Origin of the sequence: Mesorhizobium sp. LNJC394B00 (assembly GCF_000502555.1) — a bacterium.
GTDB lineage: Bacteria > Pseudomonadota > Alphaproteobacteria > Rhizobiales > Rhizobiaceae > Mesorhizobium.
This window is the reverse complement of record NZ_AYWH01000003.1, coordinates 1-19289: the sequence shown is the minus strand read 5'-3', so window position 1 is coordinate 19289 and position 19289 is coordinate 1. Positions and strand designations below refer to the sequence as shown.

Annotated in this window: 24 protein-coding genes and 1 pseudogene; 12 read left to right on the top strand and 13 right to left on the bottom strand. The window is 62.1% G+C overall.

The window, feature by feature from the left end; translation table 11 throughout:
* The first annotated feature begins 68 nt into the window (after positions 1-68).
* The gene (locus X751_RS149675) at positions 69-1073 is read left to right on the top strand and encodes a cytochrome d ubiquinol oxidase subunit II (protein WP_023744869.1); all 1005 of its coding nucleotides are present in this window, start codon (positions 69-71) and stop codon (positions 1071-1073) included.
* Positions 1074-1318: 245 nt separating this feature from the next.
* On the opposite strand, the gene msrA is transcribed toward X751_RS149675, so the two are convergent.
* The 3 genes from msrA to X751_RS149690 form a co-directional block, all read right to left on the bottom strand.
* Positions 1319-2044, bottom strand: coding sequence for a peptide-methionine (S)-S-oxide reductase MsrA (gene msrA / locus X751_RS149680; RefSeq protein WP_023736977.1), 726 nt, complete (start codon positions 2042-2044; stop codon positions 1319-1321).
* Positions 2045-2155: 111 nt separating this feature from the next.
* Positions 2156-2440: a hypothetical protein gene (locus tag X751_RS149685; RefSeq protein WP_023744868.1), complete on the bottom strand. Its 285-nt coding sequence runs from the start codon at positions 2438-2440 to the stop codon at positions 2156-2158.
* A gap of 81 nt (positions 2441-2521) precedes the next feature.
* Entirely contained in the window at positions 2522-3223 is a 702-nt protein-coding gene (locus X751_RS149690) for a DUF1223 domain-containing protein (protein WP_023744867.1), read from the bottom strand.
* Between the two features lie 194 nt (positions 3224-3417).
* Here X751_RS149690 and X751_RS149695 point away from each other — a divergent pair, with 194 nt between their 5' ends.
* Both X751_RS149695 and lepA read left to right on the top strand, forming a co-directional pair.
* Positions 3418-3789 carry an endonuclease domain-containing protein gene (locus X751_RS149695; protein WP_023744866.1) on the top strand — a complete coding sequence of 124 codons (372 nt, stop codon included), beginning with the start codon at positions 3418-3420 and terminating at the stop codon, positions 3787-3789.
* A 138-nt stretch (positions 3790-3927) separates the two neighbouring features.
* Entirely contained in the window at positions 3928-5733 is a 1806-nt protein-coding gene (lepA, locus tag X751_RS149700) for a translation elongation factor 4 (RefSeq protein WP_023744865.1), read from the top strand.
* Here lepA and X751_RS1000000165645 read toward each other — a convergent pair.
* The 3 genes from X751_RS1000000165645 to X751_RS149705 are packed head-to-tail and all read right to left on the bottom strand — an operon-like array spanning position 5709 to position 8022.
* Positions 5709-6476: an ImmA/IrrE family metallo-endopeptidase gene (locus tag X751_RS1000000165645; protein WP_084558280.1), complete on the bottom strand. Its 768-nt coding sequence runs from the start codon at positions 6474-6476 to the stop codon at positions 5709-5711. The genes lepA and X751_RS1000000165645 overlap by 25 nt on opposite strands.
* Positions 6473-7486: a helix-turn-helix transcriptional regulator gene (locus X751_RS0133415; protein WP_084558279.1), complete on the bottom strand. Its 1014-nt coding sequence runs from the start codon at positions 7484-7486 to the stop codon at positions 6473-6475. Before X751_RS0133415 ends, X751_RS1000000165645 begins: the two co-directional genes overlap by 4 nt.
* Before the next feature lie 11 nt (positions 7487-7497).
* On the bottom strand, positions 7498-8022 hold the full coding sequence (locus tag X751_RS149705) for a hypothetical protein (RefSeq protein WP_023744863.1): 525 nt from the start codon (positions 8020-8022) through the stop codon (positions 7498-7500).
* A gap of 670 nt (positions 8023-8692) precedes the next feature.
* On the opposite strand from X751_RS149705, the gene X751_RS149710 reads away from it, so the two are divergent.
* The gene (locus X751_RS149710; protein ID WP_023744862.1) at positions 8693-9040 is read left to right on the top strand and encodes a hypothetical protein; all 348 of its coding nucleotides are present in this window, start codon (positions 8693-8695) and stop codon (positions 9038-9040) included.
* A gap of 230 nt (positions 9041-9270) precedes the next feature.
* Positions 9271-9642 carry a hypothetical protein gene (locus X751_RS149715; RefSeq protein WP_023744861.1) on the top strand — a complete coding sequence of 124 codons (372 nt, stop codon included), beginning with the start codon at positions 9271-9273 and terminating at the stop codon, positions 9640-9642.
* A gap of 194 nt (positions 9643-9836) precedes the next feature.
* Here the strand turns inward: X751_RS149715 and X751_RS149720 are convergent, their stop codons facing one another.
* On the bottom strand, positions 9837-10157 hold the full coding sequence (locus X751_RS149720; protein WP_023681249.1) for a hypothetical protein: 321 nt from the start codon (positions 10155-10157) through the stop codon (positions 9837-9839).
* Positions 10158-10321: 164 nt separating this feature from the next.
* Between X751_RS149720 and mbfA the strand changes: the two genes are divergently transcribed.
* Positions 10322-11305: an iron exporter MbfA gene (mbfA, locus tag X751_RS149725; RefSeq protein ID WP_023744860.1), complete on the top strand. Its 984-nt coding sequence runs from the start codon at positions 10322-10324 to the stop codon at positions 11303-11305.
* Between the two features lie 160 nt (positions 11306-11465).
* Here mbfA and X751_RS149730 read toward each other — a convergent pair whose 3' ends face one another.
* The 3 genes from X751_RS149730 to X751_RS149740 form a co-directional block, all read right to left on the bottom strand.
* Positions 11466-11810 (bottom strand): antibiotic biosynthesis monooxygenase, encoded by a 345-nt coding sequence (locus tag X751_RS149730; RefSeq protein WP_023692960.1) that lies wholly within the window; start codon positions 11808-11810, stop codon positions 11466-11468.
* Positions 11807-12163, bottom strand: coding sequence for an NIPSNAP family protein (locus tag X751_RS149735; RefSeq protein ID WP_023692959.1), 357 nt, complete (start codon positions 12161-12163; stop codon positions 11807-11809). The genes X751_RS149730 and X751_RS149735 overlap by 4 nt, the downstream gene beginning before the upstream one ends.
* A gap of 85 nt (positions 12164-12248) precedes the next feature.
* Entirely contained in the window at positions 12249-12452 is a 204-nt protein-coding gene (locus X751_RS149740) for a DUF1127 domain-containing protein (protein WP_023687540.1), read from the bottom strand.
* A 69-nt stretch (positions 12453-12521) separates the two neighbouring features.
* Here X751_RS149740 and X751_RS149745 point away from each other — a divergent pair, with 69 nt between their 5' ends.
* Entirely contained in the window at positions 12522-13196 is a 675-nt protein-coding gene (locus X751_RS149745; protein ID WP_023744859.1) for a winged helix-turn-helix domain-containing protein, read from the top strand.
* Between the two features lie 111 nt (positions 13197-13307).
* Here X751_RS149745 and ligD read toward each other — a convergent pair whose 3' ends face one another.
* On the bottom strand, positions 13308-15818 hold the full coding sequence (ligD, locus tag X751_RS149750; RefSeq protein WP_023744858.1) for a DNA ligase D: 2511 nt from the start codon (positions 15816-15818) through the stop codon (positions 13308-13310).
* A gap of 11 nt (positions 15819-15829) precedes the next feature.
* Complete coding sequence (locus tag X751_RS149755) at positions 15830-16696, bottom strand: Ku protein (RefSeq protein WP_023687543.1); 867 nt, start codon at positions 16694-16696, stop codon at positions 15830-15832.
* A gap of 345 nt (positions 16697-17041) precedes the next feature.
* Between X751_RS149755 and X751_RS1000000165640 the strand changes: the two genes are divergently transcribed.
* From X751_RS1000000165640 to X751_RS149765, 3 genes are all read left to right on the top strand, one after another.
* Positions 17042-17191 (top strand): hypothetical protein, encoded by a 150-nt coding sequence (locus tag X751_RS1000000165640; protein WP_196813601.1) that lies wholly within the window; start codon positions 17042-17044, stop codon positions 17189-17191.
* A gap of 179 nt (positions 17192-17370) precedes the next feature.
* Positions 17371-17796 (top strand): DCC1-like thiol-disulfide oxidoreductase family protein, encoded by a 426-nt coding sequence (locus X751_RS149760; RefSeq protein ID WP_031199395.1) that lies wholly within the window; start codon positions 17371-17373, stop codon positions 17794-17796.
* Positions 17797-17859: 63 nt separating this feature from the next.
* Positions 17860-18114, top strand: a complete 255-nt coding sequence (locus tag X751_RS149765) for a hypothetical protein (RefSeq protein WP_023744857.1) — start codon at positions 17860-17862, stop codon at positions 18112-18114.
* Here the strand turns inward: X751_RS149765 and X751_RS149770 are convergent.
* Positions 18077-18538: a RidA family protein gene (locus X751_RS149770; RefSeq protein WP_023687546.1), complete on the bottom strand. Its 462-nt coding sequence runs from the start codon at positions 18536-18538 to the stop codon at positions 18077-18079. The two genes, X751_RS149765 and X751_RS149770, sit on opposite strands and share 38 nt — an antisense overlap.
* A gap of 235 nt (positions 18539-18773) precedes the next feature.
* On the opposite strand from X751_RS149770, the gene X751_RS149775 reads away from it, so the two are divergent.
* Together X751_RS149775 and X751_RS1000000167955 are read left to right on the top strand one after the other, a co-directional pair.
* Positions 18774-19142 carry a YciI family protein gene (locus tag X751_RS149775; protein ID WP_023744856.1) on the top strand — a complete coding sequence of 123 codons (369 nt, stop codon included), beginning with the start codon at positions 18774-18776 and terminating at the stop codon, positions 19140-19142.
* A gap of 7 nt (positions 19143-19149) precedes the next feature.
* Positions 19150-19289 (top strand): annotated as a pseudogene (locus X751_RS1000000167955) (RNA polymerase subunit sigma-70); the annotation flags it as partial.

Here is a 19289-nt window from a genome sequence, read left to right as displayed (position 1 = left end):
TTTTCGAATGACGAACGCCCGGAGCCATAGCGAAGGGCAGAACCGTTGATGAGAGGGATGACAGACCGATGACCTTCGACTGGCCAACCGCGCTGCCCCTGATCTTCGCCGGCCTGATGGGCCTCGCCATCCTGATCTACGTCATTCTCGACGGTTTCGATCTCGGCATCGGCATCCTGTTCTCGGTCGCCGAAGATGCCGAGCAGGACACGATGATCGCGGCAATAGGCCCGTTCTGGGATGCCAACGAGACCTGGCTGGTGCTGGCCGTCGGCCTGCTCCTGGTCGCCTTTCCGCTGGCGCATGGCGTCATCCTCACCGCGCTCTACATTCCGGTCTTCGTGCTTTTGGTTGGCCTCATCCTGCGCGGCGTCGCCTTCGATTTCCGCGCCAAGGTGCCCGCCGGCAAGAAGCATCGCTGGAACCGCATTTTCTTCCTCGGTTCCGTCATCGCCTCGGTGGCGCAAGGCTATATGCTCGGCGTCTATGTGCTTGGCCTCGATGTCGGTTTTGGTGGCATCGCTTTCGGCGCGCTGGTGGCGCTCTGCCTGTCGGCGGCCTATGCAGCGATGGGCGCGGCCTGGGTCATCTACAAGACCGAGGGCGAATTGCAGAGGAAGGCGGTGGCCTGGCTGCGCACGGCCCTTGTGCTGACCGCGCTCGGCATGGCGGCGGTGTCGCTGGCGACCCCATTCGCCAGCCCGCGCATCTTCGCCAAATGGTTCGTCTGGCCCGAAATGCTCTATCTGTCGCCGCTGCCGATCCTGTCGGCGCTGCTGTTCATGTGGCTATGGCGGCAGACCTTCCACCTGCCCAAGCCCGACGACCGCCATGCGCTGCGGCCGTTCCTGACGCTCGCCACCATCTTCGCGCTCGGCTTTGCCGGGCTTGCCTGGTCGTTCTACCCCTTCGTGGTGCCCGACAGGCTGACCATCTGGCAGGCGGCGTCGGCGACGGAAAGCCTGGCCATCATCCTCGCCGGCACCGTGGTCGTGCTGCCGGTGATCATCTTCTATTCGTTCTATGCGTATCGGGTGTTCGGCGGGAAGGCGACGGATCTGACGTATGATTGAAGGGCTCGCTAATCGCGGTTTGCGCGAGGCACCCCCCTCTGGCCTGCCGGCCATCTCCCCCTCAAGGGGGGAGATCAGCTCTCACTGCGGCCTTCGCCAACCTTGCAAGATGAGCACCGTCAGCGACGCTGCCAATCTCCCCCCTTGAGGGGGAGATGCCCGGAAGGGCAGAGGGGGGTGCTGTCCCGCTGGCGTCTCAGGTAGGGCGTCGCCGCTCTCTGCGTCCGGCCAAGTCCTATCGCCCCTCAGCTCTTCCCCGCCAGCACCAGCACCGGTTTCTCGCTGTACAACCCCGGGAACAGCGACTTCAAATTCGCCACCTTGGGCAGGTCGTTGTAGACGATGTAGGGGTAGGTCGGGTTCAGCGTCAAAAAGTCCTGGTGATATTCCTCGGCCGGATAGAAGGTTTTGCCCGTCTCCAGCGTGGTGACGATGGGCTTGGCAAACACTTTCGCCTGGTCGAGCTGGGCGATGTAGCTCTGGGCGATCTTCTGCTGCTCGCCATTCTCGGCAAAGATGGTCGAGCGGTACTGGGTGCCCGAGTCCGGGCCCTGGAAGTTCAACTGCGTCGGGTTGTGGGCGACCGAGAAATAGACCTGCAGCAGCTGGCCGTAGGTCACCTTGGACGGATCGTAGGTGATCTCGACCGATTCGGCGTGGCCGGTGCGGCCGCTGCCCACCGTTTCGTAGACGGCGTCATCCTTGGCGCCGCCGGTGTAGCCGGAGACGGCCTTGGTCACGCCCTTGACGTGCTGGAACACGCCCTGAACGCCCCAGAAGCAGCCGCCGGCGAAGATAGCCTTCTCGCTGCCGCTGGCGGCCTTTTCGTCCACTGCCGGCGGCGGGATCACCACCGCGTCCTCGGCCGAACGCGCCGGGCTCTGCCAGAAGGCAGCCGCCGCGGCGGCGACGATGAGCGCGGCAAGCGCGCTCTTGAAGATCGGCGTTCTCGTCCTTGCAATGCCGGTCATGTCTGATCTCCTTGATGGTGGCGAAGACTATACGACAGAACGTCCCGCCAGGTTTCTCAAATTGCCGTGCGCCGGCCCGGCCACTGTGCGGCCGGGCCATGGGATCAAGCCTTATTGCGCGGGCGCCATGGCGTCCGCCGGCTTCATCGCATCCGTTGCGGGTTTCATGGCGTCGGCCGGTTTCATGGCGTCGGTGGCGGGTTTCATCGCATTCGTCGCCATTGGGTCGGCTGGCTTCATGGCATCGGTCGCCGGCGCCATGGCATCGGTCGCGGGCTTCATCGCATCGGTTGCCATCGCCGGCTTCATGGCGTTGGTCGCTTCGTCGGCACGGGCGCCGGCGGCGAAGCCGATCATCGAAAGCGCAAAAGCGAGCACGGTAAGGGTCTTGGTCATGATGGTATTTCCTCCTTGAAGAGGGCGCGCGGATGCGGGCCCGGTTATGCCGCGCTAGCGGCGTTGCGTAGAAAAAGAAGATCAGTCGGCGGCTGCAGCCAGGATCGGCCCACCGCCGGGCGACTGCACCAGCACCGCGGTGCTCAAGCCGCCGGAGGCTGCCGGCAGCGGCAGTGTGGTGGCGTCGCCGCTCCAGCTGCCGAGTTTCTCCAGCGAGTGCACGACATTGGCATGCGGCAGCGTGCGCCCGGTATTCTCGCCGCGCGCCACCGGCACTTCGATGACGCCCTTGTTGTAGCGGACCAGCCAGACATCGGCGCGGCCGGCCGGCGCGGAACCGGCGCCGATGCTGATCTTGCCACCGTCGAGCGACAGCATCGGCCCCTTCGTGTGACCGCTCGCGGAAATCAGCTGCTCGATCTCGCCTGATGCCGCGCCCACCGCGTCGGCACCGCCATTGACCACGACCTGCGGCGTGAACGGGCCGGAGCGGCCGAGCGACGGCTCATAGCGCACCTGGCGCTGGGTGAACTCCTCGCGGCCGAAAATGTCTTTCCAGCCGAGATAGTCCCAGTAGGTGACGTTGAACGACAGCGCCAGAACGCCCGGCTCGTCCTTGACCTTGATCAGATTGGCATTGGCCGGCGGGCAGGACGAACAGCCCTGGCTGGTGAACAATTCGACCACGGTGAGCGGCTGGGCGAAGGCGGTGCCGCCAAGCATCATCAGCGCCGCACCTACGGCAGCCAGCATGCCGGCGCGTTTTGGGTTAAGTCCAGTCATCGGGGGTCTCCGTTGCGGCGGGTTCATCCCACACTTCGTCGCTGCCCGAGGCTTCGTTACATGGTTCACCGCTTCGTGATTGGGGGCGGACGCGTCGTTGCCTTCTCCCCTTGTGGGAGAAGGTGGATCGGCGCGAAGCGCCGAGACGGATGAGGGGTGTTCCAGCGGAGTGAGACGTTGGTTAATCTAACGTCATGCCACATCAGCCCGTCGCTCCTGCCAAACGAAACTTTGCCCGTTCGCTCCGACGTGAAGTGACGGAGGCGGAAGACAAACTGTGGCACGAACTACGTGACCGCAGGCTCGATCGGATCAAATTTCGGCGCCAAGTTCCTGTTGGAAAATACGTCGCCGATTTCGCTTGTCTTGAATCACTCCTCATCATCGAGATCGATGGGAGTCAGCATGCGGACTCAGAGTCAGACCAGGCCCGTAGAACGGAACTGGAGGCGAGAGGCTTTCGTGTGTTGCGCTTTTGGAACGACGATGTCCTGAAAGACATGGACAGCGTCTGCACCACGATAATCGCTTATGTAAGGGATGTCAGTTTGCAGCCATGGCGGTGAAAGAACGTCGGCGTCAAGCTGGAACACCCCTCATCCGTCTCGGCGCTGCGCGCCGATCCACCTTCTCCCACAAGGGGAGAAGGCAAGGGCACCACCGCCCGCTTGCCCCTGCAACCCGCCCCTGCTAAAGCGCGCGCCATGAGCACGCCTCTCGACCACATCCGCAATTTCTCCATCGTCGCCCATATCGACCATGGCAAATCCACGCTTGCCGACCGGCTGATCCAGTCCACCGGCGGGCTGGAGCTGCGCGACATGAAGGAGCAGGTGCTGGACTCGATGGACATCGAGCGCGAGCGCGGCATCACCATCAAGGCGCAGACGGTGCGGCTGAAATACCGCGCCAACAATGGCGAGGACTATATCCTCAACCTCATCGACACGCCCGGCCATGTCGACTTCGCCTATGAAGTGTCGCGCTCGCTCGCCGCCTGCGAGGGCTCGCTGCTGGTCGTCGACGCCTCGCAGGGTGTCGAGGCGCAGACGCTGGCCAATGTCTACCAGGCCATCGACAACAACCACGAGATCGTCGTGGTGCTGAACAAGGTCGACCTGCCGGCCGCCGAGCCCGAGCGCATCCGCGAGCAGGTCGAGGAAGTCATCGGCATCGACGCCTCCAACGCCGTGCTGATCTCGGCCAAGACCGGCCTCGGCATTCCCGATGTGCTGGAGGCAATCGTCCACCAATTGCCGCCGCCGCGCGAAGGCGATGCGTCAGCACCGCTGAAAGCCATGCTGGTCGACAGCTGGTACGACGTCTATCTCGGCGTCATCGTGCTGGTGCGCATCATCGACGGCGTGCTGAAGAAGGGCGCGACCATCCGCATGATGGGCACCGGCGCAAAGCATCTGGTCGAGCGCACCGGCGTGTTCACGCCCGCCCGCATCAATGTCGACGAGCTCGGCCCCGGCGAGTTCGGCTTCTTCACCGGCTCGATCAAGGAAGTGGCCGACACCCGCGTCGGCGACACCATCACCGAGGACAAGCGCCAGACCGCGCATGCTTTGCCCGGCTTCAAGCCGGCGCAGCCGGTGGTGTTTTGCGGCCTGTTCCCGGTCGACGCCGCCGATTTCGAGGATCTGCGCGCCGCCGTCGGCAAATTGCGCCTCAACGACGCCAGCTTCTCCTACGAAATGGAGACCAGTGCCGCGCTCGGCTTCGGCTATCGCTGCGGCTTCCTTGGCCTTTTGCATCTGGAGATCATCCAGGAGCGGCTGGAGCGCGAGTTCAACCTCGACCTCATTGCCACGGCGCCGAGCGTCGTCTACCGGCTGCTGCTCAATGACGGCTCGGTTAAGGAGTTGCACAACCCCGCCGACATGCCCGACGTGGTGAAAATCTCGGCCATCGAGGAGCCGTGGATTCGCGCCACCATCCTGACCCCCGACGACTATCTCGGCGGCATCCTGAAGCTCTGCCAGGACCGGCGCGGCATCCAGGCCGACCTGTCCTATGTCGGCAAGCGCGCCATGCTGATCTACGATCTGCCGCTCAACGAAGTCGTCTTCGATTTCTACGACCGGCTGAAGTCGATCTCCAAGGGCTACGCCTCCTTCGACTATCATCTGACCGACTACAAGGAAGGCGACCTGGTGAAGATGTCGATCCTGGTCAATGAGGAGCCGGTCGACGCGCTGTCCATGCTGGTCCACCGCACCGCGGCGGAAAAGCGCGGCCGGCAGATGTGCGAGAAGCTCAAGGAGCTGATCCCGAACCACCTGTTCAAGATTCCGATCCAGGCCGCCATCGGCGGCAAGGTCATCGCCCGCGAAACCATCTCGGCGCTGCGCAAGGACGTCACCGCGAAGTGCTACGGCGGCGACGTGTCCCGCAAGCGCAAGCTGCTGGACAAGCAGAAAGAGGGCAAGAAGCGGATGCGCCAGTTCGGGAAGGTGGATATCCCGCAGGAGGCGTTTATTCAGGCCTTGAAGATGGGGGATTGAGAAGCTTGCGTCGCTTGGGAGCGCATGATTATAATAAGGAGCTCACTGTCCGGAGAGTTTTGTGGAAACGAAGTCCAGCCTGACACTATTACTACGTCACTAAGAAAAACGACATCCGAGCGATGAGTGTTTGATAATAGTTTTTGTAGCATTTCATTGTAGGCCGGCTTCCAGTGCGTCTCCTTTTTTTCTGACAGATACATGCTGTCTCGCCGAGAACGCCTGTCTGTCGGAAAAAATCCATAGATACTGGTTGGCGAAATCTCTGCAATCCTGCTACGGAATGCCGCGTTGGATACACCAAACAAAGTCGGTCCGCAGCCCACAGCGTCAAGCAAACCTTTTAGCTTGGCGGACCGAAGATAATCTAAGAGCGCGTCTCTAGGCATTATCAATGAGGCAGCGAACCTATTGCACCAGCGCTCGATCTCGACATTTCGAGATACTTTTTTAGGCTTCTGCGACCGTGCATAGACGGCTGCCTGCTCACGCACAAAGAAATGGCCAATTTCGTGCGCCAAAGTGAATTTCTTTCTAAGTGGATGGGCTCCTCGTCTCAACATAATTTGGGCCCCGCGGATGCCCAAATCAAAGAATAGCCCCTCCCCATCTAGGTCGTCCTCGACAACCTCTAATCCAGATATGCGCGACGCAACCAAATTAACATCTATGGGCAAGCCTCGAATGCCAGATGTTCTCAGGACATCATCCGCTGTATAATCGGGATCTGGTAGGTCAATCATTTAATATTATCTGCAATCCTATGGAGAAGCGCTCTAAGAAGTTTTTTATGGTCATCCTCCGACACGGTGGTTCGGGCAGCCTCCCGCCCCTCCGTCCATGCCTTTAGTTGAATGTAAACCTGCTGAACAAAGTTTGGCTCAACGATTTCCGAAACCGTCGTTTTCAATATCGTGGCGATTTCTCTGAGCTCAACCAAGCTCGGGTTGCTCTCTAGGTCACTTTTGGACTCGATTTCTGCAATCCGTCTCTCGGTCATTTTGTGAGAAGCCTTTGCTACCTCTGCTCTCGTGAGATTCTGCGTCTGCCGTATCTCCAAGATCTTTTGCCCAACCACGTTAACCTTATAATTTGTAAATGAAAGCTTTCTCTCCTCAAGCAGAGGGCGTATGTCGAATAATACGTTCTCCAATTTACTCTGAAGATCGTCGAATGATCTATAGTTAACCTCCATCAAAAGCGACGGGATGCCGAGAACCATCCTGCTTACCTTCACCTTGTCGGGCGCGACAAGTATTATGGGAAGTAATGCTGAGCGAGCAAATTCCAGCTCTTCGCCGGAGCCTGTGCTTGGATGATGACAGAGATGGATCAGCAGGTCTGATTCCAGTACATGTGATTTGTCGTTGGTGTAAACATCGCTTGAAAGAACATTGGAATGAAGAACGGGATCGGTAGACTTCCGTGGCTCAAAAAGCGCGATGTCCTGCTTCGAGCAGATCTCCGATATTAGTTCGGAGATTGAAAAGATGTTCTCTCGCTCCTGCTCGTTTAAACCGGTCAGTGCGCTAGCCAAATATGCGCTCAGAGGAAGCGGGGAGGGAGAGGACTGAAAAAGGCTTAGTTGGGTTTGATCGGTATCGGGCGCCCGTAGCTCTCTATCTGACATGGGGAATCCTGTCGTGTCAGCCTGAGAAGCCTTCAGATCTCTTGAAGAGATCGGCACTTTGGTGTCTTTGCTGGCGGCCAGAGCGTTTCGAGCACTTTTAAGGGTCAGTCGACGGTCTGCCATGTCTCACCTCATTAAGGAAATATGATACGGGCTTTTTTAATGGCCGCCAAATCACGAACGGCGATCTGAACGTGGCTCCTGTTGAAAAGTGCAGAGTTGGGGAATATCGCCGAACCTTCAGTAAATGCCCCGCGGATCCCAGCGATCTCAATCCCCGAGGCCTTCAGCACGTCGACAGCATAATTTAGCACAGCGCGGTCAAGCCTATGAGCCCCCCCTTTTTGAGTAGGTAGAGCAGTGCCCTCTGCTTTCAGTTTGGCCACATACTGATCGTGAACCTCTGCCAACCAATTCGTCCATTCGATATCCAGTAAGTCTAGAAAGTTGGTCAAATCGATGCTCGCTTCGACGACTGCGGCGTCATCGTTGTATCGTGAAATTGCCCATTCTCGAGCACGTTGAGGAGCATCTTGGAAGAAGTAGACACCGTCTCCGAGCCAATCTTCAGGCTTTGAACTTGGGTGGAAACCATCGCGTATTATGCTCCCGGCCGCCGCGAGGCTTGTCCCGTGTTGACCTATCGCTGTAACTGCCATCGATACGTTCGATTCTTATTCGGAACGAAAATATTCTATAACCATGGCCTCCGCTCGAAATAAAAGCAATTGCTTAAGCATCTCTATGAGAAAGCCGTCGCGTCTTCCAAGGGTGCTACGACTTTGCGATCGACAGCATTGCGCTTGTGGTCGCCACGGCGGGGCTAGAGGCCCCCCTATGTCGGCGGCATCTCGCTGTGGGCGGCAACGCTCGTCCTGATCGGCGCGGCGAACACGTTTGCGCTGTGGATGCGGCTCACCGGCGCGCCATCCTGTTTGTCGTGACGGTGGGCATGGTGGGGCGCGCCCTTGCTGCCCACCTCGGCGCCGCTGCCCGCCGCCGGCTATCCGTTCCTGGTGCTGACGTTTGCCGGCTGGATCTGGACGTTGCTGAAGTCGCCGAGGTGATTGACGCGATCCGGCGGCTGGCTCCGCATGTGAAGGTGGGGCGCTGACTTTTCCTTCCCCCCTTGTGGGGGAAGGTGGATCGGCGCGATAGCGCCGAGCCGGATGAGGGGTGTTCCAGCGGAGTGAGACGCTTGCGTTCCCTGGAACACCCCTCATCCGACCTCGCTTCGCGAGGCCACCTTCTCCCACAGGGGGAGAAGGGAAGATGGCGCTTCTTCCCCGACCATGCGAGCGTGCGTCTCCGATTCGGAAACCCGCCGCCATGCTCCGCCTCACCCTTGCCGCCCTTCTCATCGCCACCCCGGCGCATGCCGCCGATATGGCGTTCTTCGTCAAGAATTTGCGCAAGCAGGCGGTGGCGGTGGAGCTGTTCAGCCGTGACCGCAAGATGTCGTGGCCGGGCGGCGACCAGGTGTTTCTGATCGAGCCGAACTCGCAGAAATCGGTGCCGATCTCGTGCAATCCGGGCGAGAACATCTGCTACGGCGCCTGGGTGAATGGCAATGATGCGATTTCGGCCGGGGTGGGGCCGGATAATGACCAGCCTTGCGATACATGCTGTTTCATCTGCGTGGAGAAGACGACGGAGACGATCGATCTGGTTGAGTGAGGGGCGGGGCGCCGAAGCTGCTGATCTCCCCCCTCGTGGGGGAGATGTCCGGCAGGACAGAGGGNCCCCCCTCTGCCTTGCCAGGCATCTCCCCCACGAGGGGGGAGATCAGCAGCTCCACCAACCTCTCCCAATCCCCAAAATCAGTCACGCCCCGCCCTTCAATCTCCGCCGCCATCATGCGATGCTGATTCCCTCGGCCGGGGGGCCGATTTGCCTCGGGGGTTTCAATGTCTTTCACCATCACGCGCCGCGTCGTCGTCGCGCTCTCGCTTGCCGCGCTGTTTGCGCCGGCCGCTCACGCCGCCGACATCACCTTCGCCGTCAAGAACAGCCATCCCAACGCCATGCGCCTCGAGCTCTACAGCCAGGACCGCGACTATGTCTGGCCGGGCAATGACAAGGATTTCTATCTCGACGATGGCGAGACCAAGCAGATCCCGGTGTCCTGCGACGAAGGCGAGTCCATCTGCTACGGCGCCTGGGTCGATGGCGACGAGGGAACCTATTGGGGCGTCGGCCCCAACAACAAGGAAAGATGCGAGGATTGCTGCTACACCTGCAATGGCGGCGAGACGGAAGAGATTGAACTGACGCCGTAGGGCGGGCGAAGCTGCTAATCTCCCCCCTCGAGGGGGAGATGTCGCCGAAGGCGACAGAGGGGGTCGCCGCGCGTGAAGCGCTAGCCCTCCATCTGCCGCGCAGGACGTCGAGCCCGGTCGGACCGACCCCCTCTGCCTTGCCAGGCATCTCCCCCTCAAGGGGGGAGATCAGATGTCGCTTCGGCTTTCGCCAATTATCCCAGCAACGCCCTCTGCCGCTTCGGCCCGCCCGCCTTGCGCCAGGAATTGAACCGGTGCGTCGCGGCGGCAAACGAGATCTTCATCTGCTGGGCGACCGAGTAGCGCGACTTGCCTTCGTCGAACAGGCGGTAGCAGCACTCGACGCCCTCCTCGGTCAGCTTGCCGTCGGGCGCCTTGTTGTGCGGATTGGCGGGGTCGAATTTCTCGACCTGCTGTTCGACCAGGCCTTTCAGCCGCTGCAAATCGGCCTCGATGCTGGCGATAAGATCAAGGACGGGTTTCGGATCGAAGTGGTCGTGCGGCTTTGCCGTCATCTTGCTCATGCCTTTCGCTTGCGTATCGCGACCGATATAGGCGAACATTTGCCGATAATGAAGGGCGCGTTGCAATCCGGCGCTTCAACATTTCTTGACTGGTGATTGACCGCGGAGACTGCAGCGCCTAGTTTAGAATTGTTCTAAACTGGGGTGAATTTCTCATGCTTTCCCGTGTCTTCGGTTTCGGCCGCCGTCCTTTCGAAACGCTGTCGGAACAGGAGATCCTGGCCCTGGCAATTTCGTCCGAAGAGGATGACGGGCGCATCTACCGCGCCTATGCCGACGGGCTGGCGGACAGTTTTCCGCAATCGGCGAAAGTGTTCGAGGCGATGGCGGCGGAGGAGGACGGCCATCGCGATTCCCTGATCGAGCTCTACCGCAAGCGTTTCGGCGAGCGCATTCCGCTGCTGCGCCGCGAGCACGTGAAAGGCTATTACGAGCGCAAGCCCGACTGGCTGGTGCGGCCGCTCGGCATCGAGCATGTGCGGCGTCAAGCCGAAGCGATGGAGCAGCAGGCCTATCGCTTCTATGTCGAGGCGGCCAAGCGCACCAGCGATGCCTCGACGCGGAAACTGCTCGGCGACCTGGCCGCGGCCGAGCAAAGCCATGAGAATTCGGCGCACCGGCTGGAGCAGAAACTTGTGCCGGGCGAGGTCAAGGACGAGGAAGCCAGCGCCGAGCAGCGCCAGTTCATCCTGACCTATGTGCAGCCGGGACTGGCCGGGCTGATGGATGGCTCGGTGTCGACACTGGCGCCGATCTTTGCCGCCGCGTTTGCCACGCACGACACCTGGCAGACGCTGCTGGTCGGCCTCGCCGCCTCGATCGGCGCCGGCATCTCGATGGGCTTTACCGAAGTCGCTTCCGACGATGGCAAATTGTCAGGGCGTGGCTCGCCGATCAAGCGCGGCCTGACTGTCGGCATCATGACGACGCTGGGTGGGCTGGGCCACGCGCTGCCTTACATCATCCCGCATTTCTGGACGGCGACGGCGGTGGCGGCCGTCGTGGTGTTCTTCGAATTGTGGGCGATCGCCTTCGTGCAGAACCGCTACATGCAGACCCCGTTCCTGCGCGCGGCGTTTCAGGTGGTGCTGGGTGGGGCGCTGGTGTTTGCGGCCGGGGTGCTGATCGGGAATGCGTGAGCGCCAAGCGCCCCCTCACCCAGCCTCCGCTTCGCTCGGCTGACCTCTCCCCGAGGGGAGAGGAGATTTTCGAAGCCTGCGCCAGTCTCTTCTCCCCAGCGGGGAGAAGGTGGCCGCGAAGCGGCCGGATGAGGGGGCCTGGCGCGACGCCGATACCTAGTCACCCATTCACCGCCCTGCTATCCTCTGGCGCCTCGTCCCTCTCCGTCAGCCCGTAATCCCGCACCACATGCGCAATGCGCAGCCGGTAGCCGGCAAATATTCCGCCGCGGCCCGCATGCTGCGCCTGCCGGTGCTCTTCCGTGTTGCGCCAGGCTTTCACCGCTTCCTCGTCGCGCCAGAAGGACAGTGACAGGACCCGGTTGGGATCGCCCAGGCTCTGGAAGCGCTCGATCGAGATGAAACCGTCTATGCCGTCGAGCAGCGGCCGCAGTTCGGCAGCGATGCCGAGATAGGCATCGCGCTTTCCCTCAGCCGGTTGCACCTCGAAGATGACAGCGATCATATCTCCTCCTTGACCGCGGTCTGGAACAGCTGCCGCGGTCCATGCGGCCCCGACACCAGCTTCAGGAAGATGCGGTCCTCTTTCAAGATGAACTTTTCGCGGCGGGCGAATTCGTAATTGGCCTTGCCCGCCGGATCCGCGGCGAGACGGGCGCGATATGCTTCGTAGGCGGCGAGGCTGTCGATGCTGTAGGCGGCGTAGGCGGTGGTGGCCGAGCCCTCATGCGGGGCGTAGTAGCCGATCAGATCGGCGCCGCAGCGCGGGATCGCCTGGCCCCAGGCCTTGGCATATTGCTCGAAGGCCGGCTTGCCGAACGGGTCGATCTCATAGCGGATGAAGCAGGTGATGGTCATCGTGATCTCCTTGGGTTTCGCATCGATAGTTCGAGCGGCGTTGAAACGTTGTGCCGCAGGGTCTGCTAAGCAAAAGCGCTGGCGGTCAGGCCTGCCAGAAGGATTTTGCGCATTCGCGGCGCACATCCTCACGGGTCAGGCCGAGATCGCGCAGCAGATGGTCGTCGATCTCCGCGAGGCCGAGCCGCTGCAGGTGGCGGTCGTACCAGCGGGCGAGCAGCCGCCGTTGCAGCCAGGTGACGAATGGAAAAGGCCGGCGGCTGGCGAGTGGGGCGGAAGCGGTTGGCATCGGCGTTCTCCTTGATCCCGCCCGACAATAATGCTTACCTGACGAGAATGCTTCGATGGAGACCTAACCATGCGTGAAGGACCCGACATTGCCCGCATCGCCAGCCTGGTCGGCGATCCGGCGCGGGCAAACATGCTGAATGCGCTGATGGGCGGCACGGCTTTGACGGCCAGCGAACTGGCGCTGGAGGCCGGCGTCTCGCTGCCGACGGCGTCCTCGCATCTGTCGAAACTGATGGAGGGCGGGCTTTTAACTTTGGCCAGCCAGGGACGGCATCGCTATTACGGCCTCGCAGGGCCGCAGGTGGCCGGCATGATCGAGGCGATCACCGGGGTGGCCGAAGCGGTCGGCCCCAAGCGGGTGCGGCCCGGCCCGCGCGACGGCGCCATGCGCGTCGCCCGTGTCTGCTACGACCACCTCGCCGGCGAACATGCGGTGGCGATGCTCGACCGCCTCGTCGCGCGCGGCATCCTGTTGCGCGACGACAATGAGATGAGGCTGGGGCCAGCAGCAGCCTCGCATTTTTCGGCCATCGGCATCGACGTCGGCGCCAAGCCGCGCCGGCCGGTCTGCCGCGCCTGCCTCGACTGGAGCGTGCGCCGCTCGCACCTCGCGGGAACGCTGGGCGCGGCGATCCTCGACAAGATCCTGTCGGAAAAATGGGCGCGGCGGGAGAAGGATAGCCGCGCGGTGGTGTTTTCACCGCCGGGGAAGCAGGCGTTCGAGCGGGTGTTTTTGGCCTAGAGGTTCGGCGGCGCTAATTGGGCGACGCTGGCGGGACAGCACCCCCCTCTGGCCTGCCGGCCAGAGGGGGGTGTGACGGAACGCTTGCGTAGCAGGTGAGGCGCGCGACGCTCACCCCCGCTTCAGCACCTTCCCCTGCTTGAAAAAGTCCACCCACGGATCGGCCTCCGCTAGTTCCTTCAGCGTCGTCTTGCCCCCGATCGGGAAGGAATTCGGCGCCAACCCTTTTTCAACCTCCGCCCAGGTCACCGGGATCGACACCGTCGCGCCCTTCTTGGCGCGGGAAGAGTAAGGCGCGACGGTGGTCGAGCCCCTGCCGTTGCGGAGATAGTCGACGAAGATTTTTCCCGTGCGCGCCTTTTTCGACAGCGTCGCCGTGTAGCGGTCGGGCGCGGCCTGCTCCAGCGCCTTGGCGAAATCATGGGAGAAGGTTTTGACTTCCTCCCAATCCGCCGAGGGTTTCAGCGGCACCAGCACGTGATAGCCTTTGCCGCCTGACGGCTTGACGAAGTTCGGCAGCGACAGGTCGTCAAGCTTGCCTCTGATGTCGAGTGCGGCCTCGCGCACCGCCTTGACGTCGACGCCTTCATCGGGATCGAGATCGAAGATGATCTGATCCGGCTTTTCCAGCTCCTCGATCTTGCAGCCCCAGATGTGGACCTCGACCACGCCATACTGGACCAAGGCGGCAAGGCCGTCGAACTCGCGGATGAACAGGATTTCCTCGCCATCGGTTGGATCCTTCATCCGGGCGATCTTGTCGCTCATGCCGGCCGAAGCATGTTTCTGGAAGAAGCGCGGACCGCCGATGCCGTCCGGCGCCCTGACCAGGCTGAGCGGCCGGTTGACGACGAACTGCTCCATGCGCGGCCAGACCAGCGCATAGTGCTCAAGCAAAGCCTGCTTGGATATTTTTTCCTCGGGCCACAGCAGCTTGTCGGGATGGGATAGTTTTACGCTGGTCGTGATCGTCGCGGGCGCCTTAGCCCCGGCGGCCTTGCCGGCGCCGCTTGCCGCCGGCTTTGCCTTGTTCGCAGCCTTCGATGGCTTTTCCTGCACGACTTCCTCCGCCGGCTTGTCCTCGCGCAGTCCCTGGAACGACGCGTGGCGTATTATACGGTCCGAGGTCCAGCTGCGGAACTCCACTTCGCCGACAAGTTCGGGCCTGACCCAGACCAGACCCTTGCCCTTCGGCACCGCGGCGGCAAACGGCGAGGCGTCTGCCTTCAGCGCATCGAGTTTTTTCTTCAAATCGGTGGCGCTCCTGGCTGTGAAGCCCGTGCCGACGCGGCCGGCGTAGTGGAGCTTGCCGCCCTCGTGGTAGCCGACCAGCAGCGAACGCAGGCCGCGGCCGGTCTTGTCCGAGGGCAGATACCCGCCGATGACGAATTCCTGGCGGGCCGTGCATTTCGATTTCACCCAGCCTGGGCCACGGCCGCTGCGGTAGGGCGCATCGGCGCGCTTGGAGACGATGCCTTCGAGGCCCATGCGGCAGGCGTGCTGCAGCATGATCTTGCCGGGCTCGGCGAAATGGTCGCTGAAGCGAACAGCGGCATTTTCGGCCGTCTCGCCGAGCAGCTCCTGCAGCGCCTGCTTGCGCTCGACCAGCGGCTCGCGGCGCAAATCCTTGCCGTCAAGCCGCATCAGGTCGAACACATAGTAGGTGAAGCGGTCGGTTCGATTGGCGGAGAGATCCTGCTGCAGCAGCGAGAAAGACGAAACGCCGCTGTCGGCGAGCACGACGATCTCGCCGTCGATGATGGCGTCGCTGCATTTCAGCTGGGCCAGTTCCGCGACGATCTCGGGGCCGAATTTCTCCGTCCAGTCGAGGCCGGTGCGGGTCAGCAGCCGTACCTCCGTGCCGGCGATCTGCGCCTGCATGCGGTAACCGTCGAATTTGACCTCATGCAGCCAGTCCTCGCCGGGTGGCGCCTCGCGCTCCAGCATCGCCAGCTGCGGCTCGACGAAGTCGAGGCGCTTGCCGGCTTTCGCCTTGCTGGATGCCGCGGGCTTGTTGGAGTGCCAGACCTTCGGCTTCTTGCCGTCGGCGGTCTTGCCTTCCGCGACCTCTTCGATGGTCAGGCCGGACTTCACCGATTTCGGTGCGTCCTTCAGGATATCCTCGCCGGGGCGGGCGGCGGCATCGTCGGATTTGATCAGCAGCCAGTTGTCGCGCTTTTCGCCCGGGCGGGGTCTTAACCTGACCAGATGCCACCGCCCATTCAGCTTCTGGCCGTTGAGTTCGAAGTCGATATGGCCCTTCTTCATCGCCTTGGCCGGGTCGATCTCCGGCGTCCATGTGCCTTCGTCCCAGACGATGACGGTGCCGCCGCCATACTCGCCCTTGGGAATGGTGCCCTCGAAGCCGGCATAGTCGATCGGGTGGTCCTCGACATGCACGGCCAGCCGCTTCTCGTGCGGGTCGAGGCTCGGGCCCCGCGTCACCGCCCAGCTCCACAACACGCCCTCATGCTCGAGGCGGAAATCATAGTGCAGCCTGGTCGCGTCGTGCTTCTGGACGACGAAGATGCCGCCGGGCTGCTTGCCGCGCGCGACCTTGCCCGCCGGCTCGGCCGTCTTCTTGAAATCGCGCTTGGACTGATATTGTTCGAGGCTGGCCACGGCGCCGACCCTCAAGCCGACTTGCGCTTGGGCGCAGAAGCTTTCGCCTTGCCGCTTTTTGCCGCCGGCTTGGCCTTCTTCGCCGAGACTTCCGCCTGGCCGCCATCGGACAGGCTCTTCTTCAGCGCGTCGAACAGATTGACGACATTGGACGGCTTGGGCGCGGCCTGCGCTTTCGGAGCCTTCTTTCCGGCCTTCTTGGCGCGGATCAGTTCGAGCAGCGCGTCCTCAAACTTGTCCTCGAATGTCGACGGATCGAACTTCCCCTTCTTCTTGTCGATGATGCGTTCGGCCATATCGGTCATCTCCTGGTCGGTCTTCACCGCCTTGATGTCGCCGAAGATGCTCTCCGGCTCCCGCACCGTGTTGCCGTAGCGCAAGGTGGTCAGCACCATGCCTTTGCCGCGCGGCTCGATGACCACGGGCCGCTCGCGGCTATAGAGCACGACGCGCGCCAGCCCGGCCATCTTCTTGTCCGCCATGGCATCGCGGATGACGGCAAAGGCCTCCTCCGACACCTTGTCGGCGGGCGTGACATAATAGGGCGTGTCGAGATAGATCTGCTCTATCGAGGCTTTGTCGACGAAGCCATCCAGCGCCATCGTGTGCGAGGACTCGATCTGCACCGCTTCGATCTCTTCGTCCTCGACATAGACGAACTCACCGGGGCTCACCTCATAGCCCCTGATCTCGTCGCCATCGCCCAGCGGCTTGCCGGTTTCAGAATCGACATAGATGCGCTTGACCGTGTTGCCGGTCTTGCGGTTGAGCACCCGGAACGAAACTTTTTCGGCGTGGGTGACGACGTTGGTCAGTTCGACAGCGCAGGTGACCAGCGACAGTTTCAGATAGCCCTTCCAGGCGGGGCGAGGTGCCATGGCGAACTCCTGCGCGATGCGGTTCAAGCGAGAACGGGCAAGGCCCGTTCCGGTTCCGGGCGCGCAGCCAGGGGCATTTCGGCAGCGAGCATGGAAATTTCGAGAGGCTCGCCAAATCTGAAACAGAACCGCGCTCAAGCGACATCCATACGAAACATATGTGATGCAAAAGTCACAATGCCGGAAATGGCGACGAACCACACCGAAAGACCCCCAAACAGCCGCATTCCGGCCACGAAGCATGGGGTTTTCGACCAAAGATTAACATCGTGTTCACCGACTATTCACGCCTCGACGCTATGATCCCCGCAATCGGACGGGACATCCGAAAATCGGGACAGGGACTTGAGTAAAATGAAATTCTGGGGCCACATCGCCGGCTATGCCGCCGCCATCCGTGAGTTCATCGCGCCGACCTATCGGCCGGAGCGCTACTACATGCGCGGCCCGGGTCCGGCCTGCGCCCGTCGCGGCAGCTCGCTCGGCGCGCATTGATCATGACATTCGAAACGCGTCACGACAGCCGGATCTGCAGACCGGAGGCCGATCCCCGCGCAACCACCTATCGCGCCGAGCGCCCCGCGCTGGCCGCGAGAAGCCGTGCGACAACGCCGCGGCTTTGATCCCGCTGCCGGCGGGCTTAGTGTCTGAAGACACAAGCTGCCGGACGTCCCGTGACTTCTTCTCCTGAACCCTTCGATGCCAGCCAACCATTGATCGTTTTCGACGGCGTCTGCGTGCTGTGCTCGGGCTTCGTACGCACGGTGGTCGGGCTCGACCGCAAAAACCGCTTCCGCTTCGCCACGGCGCAGTCGCCCTTCGGCGAGGCGCTGTTCCAGAGATACGGGCTGCGCACCGACAGCTACGAGACCAATCTGGTCCTTGTCGGCGGCGCTCCCTTCATGCGGCTGGACAGTTTCATCGCGGTGATGGCCGAACTCGGCTGGCCGTGGCGGGCGGCGAAGGCCCTGCTGCTCATCCCGCGCCCCTTGCGTGACTGGCTCTACGAACGCATCGCCAAAAACCGCTACGCCATGTTCGGCCGCAAGGACAGTTGCGAGATCCTGTCCGCCGCAATACGTGCGCGCGTGATCGGCTAATCGCCTGTCACCCAAAAGTGACCTCGGTTCCGGGAAAACGACATACGCAAAAAGAGCGGCGCCATGAGGCTTCTGGTCGTTGGCGGCTATGGCATTTTCGGCGGCCGCATCGTGCAATTGCTGGAGAGCGAGCCACGCCTGATCCTGCTCGTCGCCGGGCGCTCACTGGCCAAAGCCGAGGCCTGGTGCAAAACCCGCACCGGCGCGGCGCCGCCGCTCGTGCCGACGCGCTTCGATCGCAACGGCGACGTCGCGCAAGGCCGGCCTGTTCGTTCGCGCCTCAGTCCGGCAGCGCCGCGACGGCGACGATCTCGATGACGATGTCTGCCTGGGCAAGCGCTGCGACGCCGATTACCTCCGAAGGCGGCGGATTGTTGTCGCTGCAATGCTTCGGACAATGCTCGGCGAAAAACGCGTCCAGCACGTCGAGACGAAAATTAGGCGAGCTGAGGACGCCGCCGTCGGGAAATGGCCCTTTGACGAAAAAGGTCAGCCTGATGAGATGGTCGAGCCCGCTGCCAAGTTCTTCCAGATCCGATTTGATGTTGCCGAGAACTTCCCGCCACTGCGCCGCGGCATCGCCGGCGAAGCCGCCACCCTTCTTGCCGGCCGGATCGTAGTCAGCCGATGTCGCGGTGTTGCCGCAGAGATAGACGGTGCCTTTCGCACCGCTGACGACCGTGCCTTTGCCCCATGGCATCAACCGGCCGTTCTTGAATTTCTTGTGGGTCACGAGTTCCATTCTCTTCTCCCACGCCTCGTGTGACGTGCCCGCCAACGACAGAGGATAGTGCTGTGCGGAGCCACGGCCAGTCCGCTGCCGGTCATCCGCCAGCAGACGAAGAAACATCTGGTCCTTGCGAAATCTCCTGGCGGAGGCGAAAGTTTTTTCTGAAGCCTGTCGAAATCGGCCGCCGCCGCGCGACATACGTCTGGCCCCGCTAGGACGCGGCCTGCGAAACCACGGGAGAAGACCCATGCGATACATGCTTTTGATCAACAGCGACGAAGCCGCGCAGGCGAACACGCCAATCGAGAAGGCTCAGCAGATGAGCGCAGCATATGCCGCCTATACCGAAGCGTTGAAGAAATCCGGCGCATGGCTCGCCGGCGAACGGTTGCGCCCGACCCAGGCGACCACCTCGGTGCGGATCACAGACGGCAAGACCAACGTGATCGACGGCCCCTATGCCGACACCAAGGAGCAGCTTGCCGGCTTCTACATGATCGAGGCGGCCGATATCGATACCGCCATCGAGTGGGCGGCGCGCTGTCCGGCGGCGAGCGCCGGCACGGTCGAGTTGCGGCCGATCTGGGAAATGGCCGACTACATGCCCAAGAAATGAAACCGTGATGGACAATCGCCCGGAGATCGCGCGGGCGGCGGCCGAAGCGGCCGCCCGGCAGAGTTACGGCAAGCTGGTCGCCTGGCTAGCGGCGCGCACCCGCGACGTGGCCGGCGCCGAGGACGCGCTGGCCGAGGCCTTCGCCGC